A 14671-nucleotide genomic window follows, 5' to 3' on the forward strand; every position below is an offset into this window, starting at 1 on the left:
ATCGCGATGGGGGTCGGCGGAGTGTTCGCCGCCATCGACGCCGCCGTGTCGACCGTCTCGGCGGCCCGGGTGGAGGACCTGGTCAAGGACAAGCGGGCCGGCGCCGCGCGGCTGGAAAAGATCCTCGACGCCCGCGGCGTCTACGTGGGACTGGCCGTCCTGCTTCGGGTGGCGTGCGAGGCGACGGCCATCGCCCTGATCGCGGTGGTGCTCACCGACTCCGGCCTCGGAGTCGGCTGGGGCCTGCTGGTGACGGTGGCCGCGATGTCGGTCATCTCCTATGTGGCCGTCGGGGTGGGACCGCGGACCCTCGGCCGCCAGCACGCCTACTCGCTGGCGCTGGCGTCGGCGTTCCTGCTGCAGACACTCGGGGTGTTGTTCAAGCCGATCACCCGGCTGCTGATCCTGGTCGGCAACGCGCTCACCCCCGGCAAGGGATTCCGCAACGGCCCCTTCGCCACGGAGGTGGAGCTGCGCGAGGTGGTCGACATGGCCGAGGCCAGCGGTGTGGTGGCCGCCGACGAGCGCCGGATGATCCAGTCGGTGTTCGATCTCGGTGACACCAACGCCCGTGAGGTGATGGTTCCGCGTCCGGAGATGATCTGGATCGAGGCCGGCAAGACCGTGACGCAGGCGGCGAATCTGGCTGTGCGATCAGGACATTCACGGATACCGGTAATCGGGGAGAATCCCGACGACATCCTCGGCGTGGTGTATTTGAAGGACCTGGTGGCCCACTCGCTGACCGCCTCGGGTGGTCCGGTGGGAATCCGGCCGACCGACCAGTTCGTCCCCGGATCCCCGGTCCTGGTGTCGGAGCTGATGCGGCCGGCAGAGTTCATCCCCGACTCCAAACCGCTCGACAAGGTGCTCGCCGACATGCAGCGCACCCGCAATCACATGGCGCTGCTGGTGGACGAGTACGGCGGCATCGCCGGGCTGGTCACCATCGAGGACGTGCTCGAGGAGATCGTCGGCGAGATCACCGACGAGTACGACACCGACGAGGTCGCGCCCATCGAGGAACTCGGCGAGGGCGAGTACCGGGTCTCGGCCCGCCTGCCTGTCGAGGATCTCGGGGAACTGTTCGACCTCGACATCGATGACGACGAGGTGGAGACCGTCGGCGGTCTGGTGGGTCTCAAGCTCGGCAGGGTGCCGCTGCCCGGCGCCCAGGTGGAGGCCGAGGGGCTGCTGCTGACGGCCGAGGGCGGACCGAATCATCAGGGACGCCAACGCATCACCACAGTTCTGGTGAGCCGCGTGCACGCACCCGACTCCGACGACACCACCGATCAGGAGCGTTCCCGGGAGGCTGCCGAGGCCGACTCCCGCAGCGATCGCGTAGACAGCAAGGAACAGTGATGAGCACACCCGTCCCGGAGGATGAGAAACTGATCGTGCTGGCCCGGGGCGCGCTCGCCCGCGCCGAGGCCGGCTCGGGCGCCGCGGTGCGGGACGGCGACGGCCGGACCTATGCCGGTGCACCGGTGACGACCGCCGCCCTCACGCTCACCGCGCTGCAGGTGGCGGCGGCCACCGCGCTGTCGAGCGGCGCGCGGGCGTTCGAGGCGGCGGTGATCGTCGGCGGCGACGAGGGGGATCCGGGGCTCGAGCTGGTCTCCGAGATCAGCCCGGCCGCGTACACGCTGATCACCGATCCGGCGGGAACCGTGGTGACGGAGGTGGCACCGCGATGACCGGTCCGCAACCGACGTCCGGGGAGTTCCGGTCCGGCTTCATCTGTTTCGTGGGCCGGCCCAACACGGGCAAGTCCACGCTCACCAACGCGCTCGTCGGTGAGAAGATCGCGATCACCTCGAACCGGCCGCAGACCACCCGGCACACCATCCGCGGCATCGTCAACCGTGACGACGCCCAGCTTGTTCTGGTGGACACCCCCGGCCTGCACCGGCCCCGCACCCTGCTCGGGCAGCGGCTCAATGATCTTGTGCGCGACACCTATTCGGAGGTCGACGTGATCGGGGTGTGCATCCCGGCCGACGAACCGATCGGCCCGGGCGACCGCTGGATCGTCAAGCAGGTCCGGGAGATGGCCCCGCGCACAACGGTTCTCGGTGTGGTCACCAAGATCGACCGGGTCACCCCCGACAAGGTGGGCGAGCAGCTCATCGCGCTGGCAGAGCTGCTCGGCCCCGACAGCGAGGTGGTGCCGGTGTCGGCGAAGTCGGGCAAACAGCTCGACGTGCTCAGCGACCTGCTCGTCTCGCTCGTCGAACCCGGCCCGGCTTTCTACCCCGACGGGGAACTGACCGACGAACCCGAACAGGTCCTGATGGCCGAGTTCATCCGTGAGGCCGCCCTCGAAGGCGTCCGCGACGAACTGCCACATTCGCTGGCGGTGGTGATCGAGGAGGTCATCGACCGCGAGGACCGCCGCGACGACCAGCCGCCGATGGTCGACGTGCACGCCATCTTGTACGTCGAGCGTGACAGCCAGAAGGGCATCATCATCGGCAAGAAGGGTGCCCGCCTCAAGGAGGTGGGCACCGTCGCCCGCACGCAGATCGAGAAACTGCTGGGCACCAAGGTGTACCTGGACCTGCACGTCAAGGTGGCCAAGGACTGGCAGCGCGACCCCAAACAGCTGCGGCGCATGGGATTCTGAGCCGTGCGGCGCTGGGGACTCTGAGCCGTGCGGCTCTACCGGGACGAGGCGGTGGTGCTGCGCACCCACAAGCTGGGAGAGGCCGACCGGATCATCACCCTGCTCACCCGCGAGCACGGACTGGTCCGGGCGGTCGCCAAGGGCATCCGGCGTACCCGGTCCAAGTTCGGGGCCCGGCTCGAACCGTTCGCGCACGTCGACCTGCACTTGTATCCGGGCCGGAACCTGGACACGATCACCCAGGCGCACACGCTGCACGGGTTCTGCGACGAACTCGCCGCCGACTACGGCCGGTACACCACCGGCTGCGCGATCGTCGAGACCGCCGAGCGGCTCGCCGGTGAGGAACGTGCCCCCGCGGCGCGGCTGCACCAGCTGACCGTGGGGGCGTTGTCGGCGCTCGCCGAGGACCGGCGGCCGCGGGAACTGATCCTCGACGCCTTCCTGCTGAGGGCGATGTCGTATGCGGGGTGGATGCCCTCGCTCGGTGAGTGTGCGCGCTGCGGGCGTCCCGGGCCGCACCGGGCGTTCCACGTGGCCGCGGGCGGGGCGGTGTGCGTGCTGTGCCGTCCGCCCGGTGCCGCGACGCCGGCGTCAGGCGTACTGGAGTTGATGGAGGCGCTGTACCGGGGCGACTGGGAGGCCACCGCCGGGGTGGGTGATTCGGTGCGCCGGCAGGCGAGCGGGCTGACCGCGGCGCATCTGCAGTGGCATCTGGAGCGGCAGCTGCGAACCCTGCCGCTCATCGAACGGTCGGCGCCGCATAGTGTGGGGTCCGAGCCGTCGTAAACCCCACCGATACGGGTCGGCACGTCAATTATTGCGATGGTGACGGCTATCGGTGGGGTTTAGGACGCCAGGAGAGGAGCCGAGAAGATGGCGTTACGTCCGGGGCGGCGGGTGACTGAACCCGTGAGGCAGGTCCGGCCGCCCGACCCGCATCCCAGCGGCGCCGTGGCTCCCGCGATCCCCGCCGAGTTCGTGCCCCGCCATGTCGCGCTCGTCATGGACGGCAACGGCCGCTGGGCCCAGGACCGCGACCTGCCGCGTACCGAGGGACACAAGCGGGGCGAGGCCGTGCTCATGGACGCGGTATGCGGCTGCATCGAGCTCGGGGTGCAGTGGCTGTCGGCGTACGCCTTCTCGACGGAGAACTGGTCGCGCAGCCCCGACGAGGTGAAGTTCCTCATGGGCTTCAACCGGGATGTGATCCGCCGCCGCCGCGACGAGATGAACGAGATGGGGGTGCGGGTGCGCTGGGCCGGACGTCGGCCCCGGTTGTGGCGCAGCGTGATCCGCGAACTCGAGGTGGCCGAGGAACTGACCGCCGGCAACACCGTGATGACGCTGACGATGTGCGTCAACTACGGTGGTCGGGCCGAGATCGCCGACGCCGCAAGGGAAATCGCGCGCCGGGCGGCACGCGGCGAGATCGACCCGGAACGGATCACCGAGGCCTCGTTCGCGAGATACCTCGACGAGCCCGACATGCCCGACGTGGATCTGTTCCTACGGCCGTCGGGGGAGCAGCGGATCTCCAACTTCCTGCTGTGGCAGTCGGCGTACGCCGAAATGGTGTACCAGGAGAAGTTGTTTCCCGATTTCGATCGCCGCGACCTGTGGGCCGCGTGCCTGGAATACGCCGAACGCGACCGGCGCTTCGGCGGGGTCAAGAAGTGACGGGGGAGTTGTAGTGGGGGATACCGAGATCGGCGGCCTGGTGAACCGGGTTGCCGCCATCGTCGATCAGCTCGGCGAGGTGGTGAGCGCCGACGCCGAGTCCGTGGTGCTGACGGTGGGCCACACGCGTGCCTCGCTGCGGGCGCTGTCGCTGGCACCGGGACTCGACGTGGTGAGCGTGATCCAGTTGGTGGCCGATCGGGTCACCAACTCCGAGACGCTGCGCGACATGGTCGAGACCGCCGACGCGCGACTGAGTTTCGGGGCGTTGCGGCGCTCGGACCCCGGCAAACCGATCACCGACGTCCTGCTGTACTACACGTTCCCGGCCGGGACCCTCGACGACGACGCGCTGCTGACCCTGCTGCACATCGTGCTGTCCTCGGGCGCGGATCTCGCAGAAGCACTGGGCTAGGGATGCTGGGCTAGGGGTGCTGGGGTAGGGGTACCGGGCTAGAGCGCCTCGCTGCACGAGGGGCAGCAGCCGAACACCTCGACGGTGTGGTTGATGCCGGTGAATCCGTGTTCGGCGGCCACCCGCGCCGCCCACTCCTCGACGGGATCGGCCTGCAGTTCGACAGTGGTGCCACAGGATCGGCACACCAGATGATGGTGGTGACCGGCCGAGCAGTGCCGGTAGCGGGTCTCGCCGGAGCCGTCCCACAGTGCGTCGATCTGCCCGCCCTGGCTCAGGGCCTGCAGGTTGCGGTAGACCGTGGTCAGCCCGATCGATTCACCGCGCTGCTTGAGCTGTTCGTGCAACTCCTGCGCCGACAGGAAATCGTCGGAGGCCGCGAGGGCGTCGGCGATCGCCGCCCGCTGACGGGTGGAGCGCACACCGGTGACCGGACCGGACTTGGCCGTGTCGGGATCGCTGTTGCCGGGAGTGGTCACTTGTGCGCTCGTGTCCCGGCAGTCCGCGTCCCCGTGGCACCGGCTGCCGCCCCGTCGGCGGGGTCGCGGGGTTCGGTGGCGTGGATCAGGGCGTCGGTGACGATGTGCGCGAGGTGATCGTCGACGAGTTCGTACATGATCTCCCGGCCGCTGCGCCGGCCGCGGACCACGCCGGCATCTTTGAGCACCCGCAGATGCTGACTGACCAGCGGCTGACTGAGGCCGAGCGCGCCGACGAGTTCGTGCACGCACCTCGACCCCGAACGCAGGGCCAGCACGATCCCGATCCGGGTGGGCGAGGCCAGGGCGCGCAGCAGTTCGCTTGCCGCCTCACGGGCGGCCAGGTCCTCCGGGGTTGCCGAGGTGCTCATCGCAGATCCTTCCGGGCTGGTCGGGTGGGGTGCTCCGACCAGTTTAAAGGAAATGATTTTCATCCGGGACGGTGCGGGCCGGGGCCGGAGAATCGGGCGGTACCCTGTATGGGTTGCCGTTCACCCCACTACCCATCGGAGATCAGTTAACCGTGGCCCCGCAGTCGAAAGTCGATGCCGTCGTCAATCTCGCCAAACGCCGGGGCCTGGTGTACCCGTGCGGTGAGATCTACGGCGGAACACGCTCCGCCTGGGACTACGGCCCGCTGGGCGTGGAGATCAAGGAGAACATCAAGCGCCAGTGGTGGCGGTCGATGGTCACCGGCCGTGAGGACGTCGTCGGCCTGGACTCGTCGGTGATCCTGCCCCGCCCGGTGTGGGTGGCCTCCGGACACGTCGCCGTGTTCAACGATCCGCTGGTGGAGTGCCTGAACTGCCACAAGCGGCACCGGCAGGACCACCTGCAGGAGGCGTACGCCGAGAAGAAGGGCATCGACGATCCCGAGTCGGTGCCGATGTCGGAGATCGTGTGCCCGGACTGCGGCAACAAGGGCCAGTGGACCGAGCCCCGCGACTTCAACATGATGCTCAAGACCTACCTCGGCCCGATCGAGACCGAGGAGGGTCTGCACTACCTGCGGCCCGAGACCGCGCAGGGCATCTTCATCAACTTCAAGAACGTGATGACCACCGCCCGCAAGAAGCCGCCGTTCGGCATCGCCCAGATCGGCAAGAGCTTCCGCAACGAGATCACCCCGGGCAACTTCATCTTCCGCACCCGCGAGTTCGAGCAGATGGAGATGGAGTTCTTCATCAAGCCGGGCGACGACGAGCAGTGGCATCAGTACTGGATCGATCAGCGCTTCAACTGGTACGTCGATCTCGGCATCGACCCGGAGAATCTGCGCCTGTTCGAGCATCCGAAGGAGAAGCTGTCGCACTACTCCAAGCGGACCGTCGACGTCGAGTACAAGTTCGGTTTCGCGGGCAATCCGTGGGGCGAACTCGAGGGCGTGGCCAACCGCACCGACTTCGACCTGTCGACACATTCGGAGCATTCCGGCGAGGACCTGTCGTTCTTCGACCAGGCCTCCGGCGACCGGTACACGCCGTACGTCATCGAGCCCGCGGCCGGCCTGACCCGTTCGCTGATGGCCTTCCTGTGCGACGCCCTCGTCGAGGAAGAGGTGCCGAATGCCAAGGGCGGCACCGACACCCGTACCGTGCTCAAGCTCGACCGGCGGCTGGCGCCGATCAAGGCCGCGGTGCTGCCGCTCTCGCGCAACGAGAAGCTCTCGCCCAAGGCCCGCGATCTGGCGGCCGAGCTGCGCAAGCACTGGAACGTCGAATTCGACGACGCGCAGGGCATCGGCAAGCGGTACCGCCGCCAGGACGAGATCGGCACACCGTTCTGTGTGACCGTCGACTTCGACACCCTTGACGATCAGGCCGTCACGGTCCGCGAACGCGACACCATGAGTCAGGAGCGGGTCGCACTCGACAAGGTCGTCGAGTATCTCGGCGGCAAGCTCGTCGGGGCCTGAGGGTTCGCGACCACACGCCGGCGCGGCGGTGTCTCATTTTGAGAATCGTTGAGTCGCCGCTGCCGACGGTATTCTGTCATAGTTGACGCAGCAGTTTCTGATCCTGATGCCGGTGTTGCGGAGGACAAGGGGTCCGTGGTGTCCGCAACATTGTGAGAGTGAGTGAGTGAGTTATGGCCGAGAGCGGCAAGGTTGTCCATTACGACGCGAACCGGGGTTTCGGATTCCTCGCGCCGGACTCAGGTGGTGCCGATGTGTTCTTGCACATCAACGACATCGACATCGATGAAGGTCTGCTCAAGCCGGGCGCCAAGGTGTCGTTCGATGTCGAAGACACCGACCGCGGCTCCAAGGCGACCAATGTGGCCGTGACCGAACCCGCCGCCGACGACGGCGCCGGTGCTCGTGCGCACCGTCGCGAGGAGCGCGACGGCGGCCACCGCGGCCACGACCGCAATCACGATCGGGGACACGACAGGGGCCACGACCGCGGTCCGCGCCGGCAACGGGGCGGTTCGCTCGACGCCGCGGCGTTCTCCGAGGAGATCACCGAGCTGCTGCTCGATTCGGCCGACGACCTGACCGCCGCGCAGATCGTGGCGATCCGGCGCCGGGTCACCGATTTCGTCGTCGCCCGCGGCTGGGTGAACGACTGACGGCAGGGTGCACCCGGGCGGTGACGGCCCGGGTTATGGATACCGACAGACGTGGATACTGGGGGCATGGTTAATCCGGCTCTCGCCCCCGGCGCACCGGCCACCGCCTTCTACGGCGAGGAGGCCGTCGAACGGATCGTTCCGGAGGCGGCGAAGGTGGCAAGCCTTCCGGGCACCCGCACCGACCACCGCAGTGACTACGCCCGTGACCGGGCCCGGGTCCTGCACTGCGCGGCCCTGCGCCGGCTCGCGGACAAGACCCAGGTGGTCGGTCCGCGGGAGGGCGACACGCCCCGCACGCGGCTCACCCATTCGCTGGAGGTGGGCCAGATCGGTCGCGGCATCGCGATCGGCCTGGGCTGCGAACCCGACCTCGTCGAACTCGCCGGTCTGGCCCACGACATCGGGCATCCGCCGTACGGGCACAACGGGGAACGTGCGCTCAACGCGTTCGCGGCGGACCATGGCGGGTTCGAGGGCAATGCGCAGAACCTGCGGATCCTCACCCGCCTCGAACCCAAGATCCTGTACGCCGACGGTGCCAGTGCGGGTCTGAACCTGACCCGGGCGTCGCTGGACGCCACGCTGAAGTATCCGTGGACGCGGCGTCCGCCGAAGGTGAAGTTCGGCGCCTACGACGACGACAAGCACATCCTGGACTGGATCCGCCGGGACGCCCCGGCCGACAAGAAATGCCTTGAGGCACAGGTGATGGACTGGTCCGACGACGTCGCCTATTCGGTCCACGACCTCGAGGACGGCATCCTCGCCAACCGCATCGACCTGCGCACCCTCGCCGACCCGAGCGATCAGCGCGCGCTCGCCGAGATCGGGATGATGGAGTTCGACGGTCTCGACGAGAACGCCCTGATCGACGCCTCCCAACGGCTGTCGAAGATGGAGATCGTCAAGGCGGTCGGCGCGTTCGACGCCTCGCTCGACGCGTCGGTGGCACTCAAACGGCTCACGAGTGAACTGATCGGCCGGTTCGCGTCCGCGGCCATCGAGGGCACCCGGGCTGCGGTGGACCGGCAACCGGTGAGCCGCTACGAGGCCGACCTCGTCGTCGACCCGCTGGTGGCGGCGGAGGTGGCGACCCTGAAAACCCTTGCGCTGCGCTACATCTTCTCCAACGAACGGCACAAGGCCAATCAGGCTCGCCAGCGCGAACGGATCCACCGCGTCGCCGAATGGCTGACCGTCGCCGCACCCGGCGGCCTCGACCCGATCCTCGTCCCGATGTGGGAGGCGGCCGAGAACGACACCGCGCGGATGCGGGTGATCGTCGACCAGATCGCGTCGATGACCGAGGGCCGCCTGGAACGCACCGACAAACAGAACTCGGGCGCCCAGGCGCACCTGGGATAGTGCTGCCGAGCCCTACCCGGCGTGGGCGATGTCGATGACGAGCCGGGTCGGGTTGGTCAGCGCGGTGACCCGGACGGCGGGCCTCTCGCCGTTGATGCCGATGAAACCGACGGCCTCACCTTCGAACACGCCGGTCAGGTGTACCTGCGGCACGTTGTGAACCCCGGTGATCGGGTTGGGGCCGGAGTACTCCTCGACGCCGGTGTCCATCGGATAGCCGAGCCCGGTGAGAATCACCTGCAGCACGCTGTCACCGCTGACGGTGATCGGTTTGCCGCTGCCCGGCTGGGCCGGTGAATCGGTGTAGTCGACCCGCCAGCCGGGGGTCCCCGTGCCGCCGAGGTCGAACACGACCCGGTCGAATGCGTTGTGGTGCCCGACACGGACCCCGGTGACGCTCAGTCGCGCACCGCTCGACGCGGGGTGCGAGACCGGCACCGAGCCCGTGGGGGCGGGTTCGGCGGTGCCCGTGCCCGAACCGATCCCCGTCGCCGGCGGTGGGTCGCTCGGGGTGACGGTGCCGTCCCGCGTCGACGTCACCGTCACCGTCGACGGGCCGCCGGAGCTTCCGTCGTCGCTGGTGCAGCCTGCCATCAGCAGGACGGTCGTGGCACCGAGGGCGATCATCAGTCGCGTGTTGCTCATGATTCCGCTATACGCCCGAATCGGACGTCGCGACAGGGCCGTCATTCACTTGATCGGCCTGGTCGGGGTTGTTCGCCTCGGGGTTGTTGGCACTGTCGAGGATGCCCTGGAGGTACTCCACGGGCAGCAGGCCGCCGGAGAAGTCGACGAGACGGCCGATCGGCACCGACGACATCATCTTGACCATGTCGACGCCCAGTGCCGCACCGGAGTGATCCTCACCGTCCTGTTCGGGGCCACCGGTGACCCCGAACATGGCGTCGGTGATCGGTCTGATGCCCTCGGCCGCACCGGGGTCGGCCATCACCTCGCCGATGCTGGACTGCAGGGTCAGCGGAATCCGCACCACGTCACCGGTGACATCGACGGTGGAGGTGAGCCGGATGTCGCGGCTCGACGCACCGACATGCACGGTATACGAACCCGATTCGACCACGTACCGGTGAACCCTGGTGTCCCAGTAGGCGATATCGTCGCGCGGGATGAACACCGACACCGGCACCGACTCGCCCGCGGCCACCCCGACATTCGCGAAACCCTTGAGTTCGCGCGGCGGGCGGGTCACCGCGGAGTCGTCGGCGGACAGGTACACCTGCACGATCTCGCGGCCGTCGCGGGTGCCTGTGTTGGTGAGCCGCAACGTGATCCGGATTCCATCCGGTTCGGCGTCGACCGTCAGGCCGTCGTAGTCGAAGGTGGTGTACGACAGTCCGTGCCCGAACGGGTAGGTCACGTCGAGGGCGCGGGCGTCGTACCAGCGGTATCCGATGAACAGTCCTTCGCCGTAGGTGACGTGGCCGTGCTCGCCGGGGAAGTTGAGGTAGGTGGGCGTGTCCTCGATGCGGCGGGGCAGGGTCTCGGTGAGTCGCCCGGACGGGTTGATAGCGCCGAACAGAACGTCGGCCAGGCCCGAGCCGAGCGCCTGGCCGCCGAGGGCGGCATCGATGACCGCGGGTGCGTCGATCACCGAGACCTGCAGCGCCCCACCGTGGCAGAGCACGACGACGGTGCGCGGATTGGCCGTGAGAACCCGTACCGCGAGCGCGATCTGGTCGGCGGGCAGGTCGATGGTGGTGCGGTCGAAGCCTTCCGATTCCTGTCCTTCGGCCAGACCGAGGAACAGCACCACGGTATCGGCGGCCCCGGCCACCGCGATCGCCTCGTCGGCGAGCAGAGGCGCGGCGTCGGGACCGGTGCTGTAGCCGGGGGCGAACGGGGTGTCGCGGCCGGTGACCGAGCGGATCGCGTCGAGTGGGGCGTCGACGCGGGTGGCGTTGACGTGCGAGGATCCACCGCCCTGGTAGCGCGGCTGCGCGGCGAGTGCGCCGATGACGGCGATGTCGGCGTCCGGCCGGAGCGGGAGCAGGTCGTCGTCATTGCGCAGCAACACGACGGCCTGGGCCGCGATCTCGCGGGCCAGTCGGTGATGGGCGTCGAGATCGACGGCGCCGGAACCGGGTACGGCCGCGGCGGCCTCGCGGGCCTTGACGGCCAGCTCGATCACCCGGCCGGCCGAAGCGAGCAGATCGCCGGCATGCAGCGTTCCGTCGGCGACGGCCGCGGCGACTTTCGCATCACCGTCCTCGCCGCCGAACGGCATCGTGAGATCGAGGCCCGCCGCGACGGCGGTCACCCGGTCGGCGACGGCACCCCAGTCGCTGACCACCAGCCCGCCGAAGCCCCACTGGTCGCGCAGGATGGTGGTGAGCAGTTCGCGGTTCTCGAACGCGTACACCCCGTTGATCTTGTTGTACGAGCACATCACGGTCCACGGCTGCGCGGTGCGCACGACGTGGCGGAAGGCCCGCAGATACAGCTCGTGCAGGGTGCGTTCGTCGATGTCGGCGCTGACCCGCATCCGGTCGGACTCTTGGTTGTTGGCGGCGAAATGCTTGAGCGAGGTACCCACGCCCCGGCTCTGCACACCGTCGACGAAGGCTGCGGCCATGTGGCCCGTGAGCACCGGATCCTCGGAGAAGTACTCGAAGTTGCGGCCGCCGAGGGGGGAGCGTTTGAGGTTGATGCCGGGGCCGAGCAGCACCGAGACGTCCTGTGCCCGTGCCTCGTCGGCGATGGCGCTGCCCGCCCGGCGGGCCAGGTCGGGATTCCACGTCTGGGCCAGCGCCACGGCCGGCGGGAAGCAGGTGGCGGGCATGCTCCCGGAGACGCCGAGGTGGTCGCTGGCGCCTTCCTGCTTGCGGAGGCCGTGCGGGCCGTCGGTGACCATGATCGACGGGACTCCCGCAACCGCCTTGGTGGTCCAGAAGTCCTGTCCACTGGTCAGCTGGGCCTGCTCTTCGACGGTGAGATCGGATGCGTTCGGGGTGTTATCGGGCACGGGTAAGACCGTATCGTGTGGCGTGGCCCCCCGGGTCGGGTTGTGTGGTGCAGGTCACCCGACCGGCACGCGGTCTGAGGCGTCGGCGCGGGTCCTACAATGGGCGGCGTGCCTGGACGAATCCCCGATCGTGACATCGCCGCGGTCCGCGAGCGGACACACATCGAGGAGATCGTCGGCGACTATGTGGCACTGCGGCGCTCAGGCGCCGACTCGATGAAGGGGCTGTGCCCGTTCCACGACGAGAAGTCGCCGTCGTTTCATGTCCGGCCCAACCGCGGCCTGTTTCATTGCTTCGGCTGCGGGGAGGGCGGCGACGTCTTCTCCTTCCTGCAGAAGCAGGAACACATCACGTTCGTGGAGGCCGTCGAGCAACTGGCCGACAGGATCGGCTACCGCATCAACTACGAGGGCGGCGGCACCGCCATCGCCGTCAGCCGCGGCACCCGGGCCCGTCTCGTGGCCGCCAACACCGCCGCGCAGAAGTTCTACGCCGAACAGTTGCAGACCCCGGCCGCGCAGAAGGCCCGCGACTACCTGACCGAACGCGACTTCGATGCGGGCGCGGCCCGCGACTTCGGGTGCGGGTACGCCCCCGATGGCTGGGACACGATGACCAAAGCGATGTTGTCACAGGGGTTTACGTTCGAAGAGCTGAAAGAGGCGGGTCTGTCGACCGAGGGTCGCAAGGGTCCGGTTGACCGGTTCCGGCGCCGGCTGCTGTGGCCGATTCGCAATCTCGGCGGCGATGTGATCGGTTTCGGCGCCCGCAAACTCTTCGACGACGACAATCTCGGCAAGTACATGAACACGCCGGAAACCATGCTGTACAAGAAGTCTCAGGTGCTGTTCGGTCTGGACCACGCCAAACGGAACATCGCCAAGGGGCATCAGGTGGTGATCGTCGAGGGCTACACCGATGTGATGGCGATGCATCTTTCCGGCGTGAATACCGCGGTTGCCTCCTGCGGCACGGCTTTCGGCGAGGAACATCTGGCGCTGATCCGCCGGCTGATGATGGACGACTCGTACTTCCGTGGCGAGGTGATCTACACCTTCGACGGTGATGATGCGGGAAAGGCTGCCGCGCTCAAAGCCTTTGAAGGTGAACAGAGTATCTCGGGGCAGACCTTCGTCGCCATCGCACCCGACGGGATGGACCCGTGTGAACTGCGCCAGCGCAGCGGTGACGGTGGCGTGCGGGATCTGATCGCCCGGCGGGTGCCGATGTTCGAGTTCGCGATCAAAGCGCTGCTGTCCGAACATGATCTGGATACGGCCGAGGGGCGGGTCCACGCACTGCGCGACGCCGTGCCGGTGGTCGCCCGGATCAAGGACGTCAGCCTGCGCGACGAGTACGCGCGCCAGTTGTCGGGCTGGGTGGGCTGGGAGGACGTGGCCCAGGTCCTGCGCCGGGTGCGGCAGGAGAGCACCAAGAACGGCAAGGCGGGCGGGCGTAAGGATCAGCGTCCGGCTCGGGGTCGCACTGCCCGGCCCGAGGCCGAGACGATGCCGATGGGGGTCGCACCACGCTCGGACGACCCCCGGCTGTGGCCGCAGCGCGAGGGTCTCAAGGCGGCGCTGCAGTATCCGGGGATTGCGGGCACCATCTTCGATTCGCTGCCCGAGGACTGTTTCACCGATCCGTCGTACGCGCGGATCCGGGCGGCGATCGCCGAATCGGGGGGCTGCGCTGCGGGACTGAGCGGGGTGGAGTGGACCGACGCCGTCACCCACCGCGTCGACGACCCGGTGGTGGGTTCACTGGTGACAGAACTCGCCGTGGAGTCGATGGCGGTGGACGAGTCGGCGATCCCGCGGTACGTCACCGGCGTGCTCGCCCGGTTGCAGGAGGTGTGGGTGGGCGCGCAGATCGCCGACATCAAGTCGCGCCTGCGCCGGATGTCACCGGGGGACGACCCCGACGGCTACAACGCGGTGTTCGGTGATCTCGTCGCGCTCGAGTCGTACCGGCGCAGTCTGCTCGAAGGGGACTGAGCCGCCGGCGACCGCGCGCTGTGCTCGTGGTCGCCGGCGGGCTGAGATCAGAACGCCCGGAAGCTGACCGGGGTCTTGGTGTCCTGGGTGCGGTCGGGCACACCGTGCGCCGACAGCGTGCGGATCGAGCAGCGGTTGACCTTGCAGTTGATCTTGCCGGACACCGCCTTCACCTTGATCCGGGTGGTGAACTTGCCGCCGCGGATCTCGTTGGGCTTGAGCCACTTGGTCTCGCCGAACGAGTTCTGCTTGGTGGGGCCGTACTTGTTGTCCTGGGCCAGGCCGACATAGATGCCGAAGTTCTTGCCCGAGAAGCCCTTGCCGCTGACGGTGAGCCACTCGCCGTTCGGGTTGAGGTTGCTCGTCTTGGACACCGAGACCGTAGGGCGCGGAGCGGCGTCGGCCGCCGAGTCGACGGCGACGAGTCCGCCGAGTGCGATGCCGGTGGCGAGGACGGCTGTCGCGGCCCGGCGAGCAGGTGTGAACGAAGTGTGCATGAAGCGAAGGCTACGCTTACCGATTCGGCGAATTCCAGCCTGTTGACGGAA

Annotated in this window: 15 protein-coding genes; 10 read left to right on the top strand and 5 right to left on the bottom strand. The window is 68.2% G+C overall.

The annotated features are described in order from the left end of the window. Nucleotides 1–6: 6 nt before the first annotated feature. The 6 genes from GOAMR_RS02050 (at nucleotide 7) to GOAMR_RS02075 (ending at nucleotide 4724) form a co-directional block, all read left to right on the top strand. Entirely contained in the window at nucleotides 7–1365 is a 1359-nt protein-coding gene (locus GOAMR_RS02050; RefSeq protein WP_083836809.1) for a hemolysin family protein, read from the top strand. Then, complete coding sequence (locus tag GOAMR_RS02055; RefSeq protein WP_005182142.1) at nucleotides 1365–1700, top strand: cytidine deaminase-like protein; 336 nt, start codon at nucleotides 1365–1367, stop codon at nucleotides 1698–1700. The genes GOAMR_RS02050 and GOAMR_RS02055 overlap by 1 nt, the downstream gene beginning before the upstream one ends. Further along, nucleotides 1697–2629 (top strand): GTPase Era, encoded by a 933-nt coding sequence (gene era, locus GOAMR_RS02060; protein WP_005182143.1) that lies wholly within the window; start codon nucleotides 1697–1699, stop codon nucleotides 2627–2629. Before GOAMR_RS02055 ends, era begins: the two co-directional genes overlap by 4 nt. Nucleotides 2630–2656: 27 nt before the next feature. Then, nucleotides 2657–3418, top strand: coding sequence for a DNA repair protein RecO (gene recO, locus GOAMR_RS02065; RefSeq protein ID WP_005182146.1), 762 nt, complete (start codon nucleotides 2657–2659; stop codon nucleotides 3416–3418). A gap of 87 nt (nucleotides 3419–3505) precedes the next feature. Continuing rightward, nucleotides 3506–4309: an isoprenyl transferase gene (locus GOAMR_RS02070; protein ID WP_005182148.1), complete on the top strand. Its 804-nt coding sequence runs from the start codon at nucleotides 3506–3508 to the stop codon at nucleotides 4307–4309. Nucleotides 4310–4322: 13 nt separating this feature from the next. Next, nucleotides 4323–4724, top strand: a complete 402-nt coding sequence (locus GOAMR_RS02075; protein ID WP_005182149.1) for a hypothetical protein — start codon at nucleotides 4323–4325, stop codon at nucleotides 4722–4724. Between the two features lie 38 nt (nucleotides 4725–4762). Here GOAMR_RS02075 and GOAMR_RS02080 read toward each other — a convergent pair whose 3' ends face one another. Further along, the gene (locus GOAMR_RS02080; RefSeq protein WP_005182150.1) at nucleotides 4763–5203 is read right to left on the bottom strand and encodes a Fur family transcriptional regulator; all 441 of its coding nucleotides are present in this window, start codon (nucleotides 5201–5203) and stop codon (nucleotides 4763–4765) included. Continuing rightward, nucleotides 5200–5574 (bottom strand): ArsR/SmtB family transcription factor, encoded by a 375-nt coding sequence (locus GOAMR_RS02085; protein ID WP_005182151.1) that lies wholly within the window; start codon nucleotides 5572–5574, stop codon nucleotides 5200–5202. Before GOAMR_RS02085 ends, GOAMR_RS02080 begins: the two co-directional genes overlap by 4 nt. Before the next feature lie 152 nt (nucleotides 5575–5726). On the opposite strand from GOAMR_RS02085, the gene GOAMR_RS02090 reads away from it, so the two are divergent. The 3 genes from GOAMR_RS02090 to GOAMR_RS02100 all read left to right on the top strand — a co-directional run bounded on the left by GOAMR_RS02090 (nucleotide 5727) and on the right by GOAMR_RS02100 (nucleotide 9142). Then, nucleotides 5727–7118, top strand: coding sequence for a glycine--tRNA ligase (locus GOAMR_RS02090; RefSeq protein ID WP_005182152.1), 1392 nt, complete (start codon nucleotides 5727–5729; stop codon nucleotides 7116–7118). A 173-nt stretch (nucleotides 7119–7291) separates the two neighbouring features. Then, nucleotides 7292–7774: a cold-shock protein gene (locus GOAMR_RS02095; RefSeq protein WP_005182153.1), complete on the top strand. Its 483-nt coding sequence runs from the start codon at nucleotides 7292–7294 to the stop codon at nucleotides 7772–7774. Between the two features lie 66 nt (nucleotides 7775–7840). Next, entirely contained in the window at nucleotides 7841–9142 is a 1302-nt protein-coding gene (locus GOAMR_RS02100; protein ID WP_040514088.1) for a deoxyguanosinetriphosphate triphosphohydrolase, read from the top strand. A gap of 12 nt (nucleotides 9143–9154) precedes the next feature. On the opposite strand, the gene GOAMR_RS02105 is transcribed toward GOAMR_RS02100, so the two are convergent. Beyond that, nucleotides 9155–9787: an AMIN-like domain-containing (lipo)protein gene (locus GOAMR_RS02105; protein WP_005182155.1), complete on the bottom strand. Its 633-nt coding sequence runs from the start codon at nucleotides 9785–9787 to the stop codon at nucleotides 9155–9157. A 7-nt stretch (nucleotides 9788–9794) separates the two neighbouring features. Then, entirely contained in the window at nucleotides 9795–12125 is a 2331-nt protein-coding gene (locus GOAMR_RS02110; RefSeq protein ID WP_005182158.1) for a glycoside hydrolase family 3 C-terminal domain-containing protein, read from the bottom strand. A 108-nt stretch (nucleotides 12126–12233) separates the two neighbouring features. On the opposite strand from GOAMR_RS02110, the gene dnaG reads away from it, so the two are divergent. Beyond that, nucleotides 12234–14123, top strand: coding sequence for a DNA primase (dnaG, locus tag GOAMR_RS02115; protein ID WP_040514114.1), 1890 nt, complete (start codon nucleotides 12234–12236; stop codon nucleotides 14121–14123). Nucleotides 14124–14170: 47 nt separating this feature from the next. On the opposite strand, the gene GOAMR_RS02120 is transcribed toward dnaG, so the two are convergent. Further along, entirely contained in the window at nucleotides 14171–14620 is a 450-nt protein-coding gene (locus tag GOAMR_RS02120) for a hypothetical protein (protein ID WP_005182162.1), read from the bottom strand. Nucleotides 14621–14671: the final 51 nt, after the last annotated feature.

Source organism: Gordonia amarae NBRC 15530, from assembly GCF_000241345.1.
GTDB classification, from domain to species: Bacteria; Actinomycetota; Actinomycetes; order Mycobacteriales; family Mycobacteriaceae; genus Gordonia; species Gordonia amarae.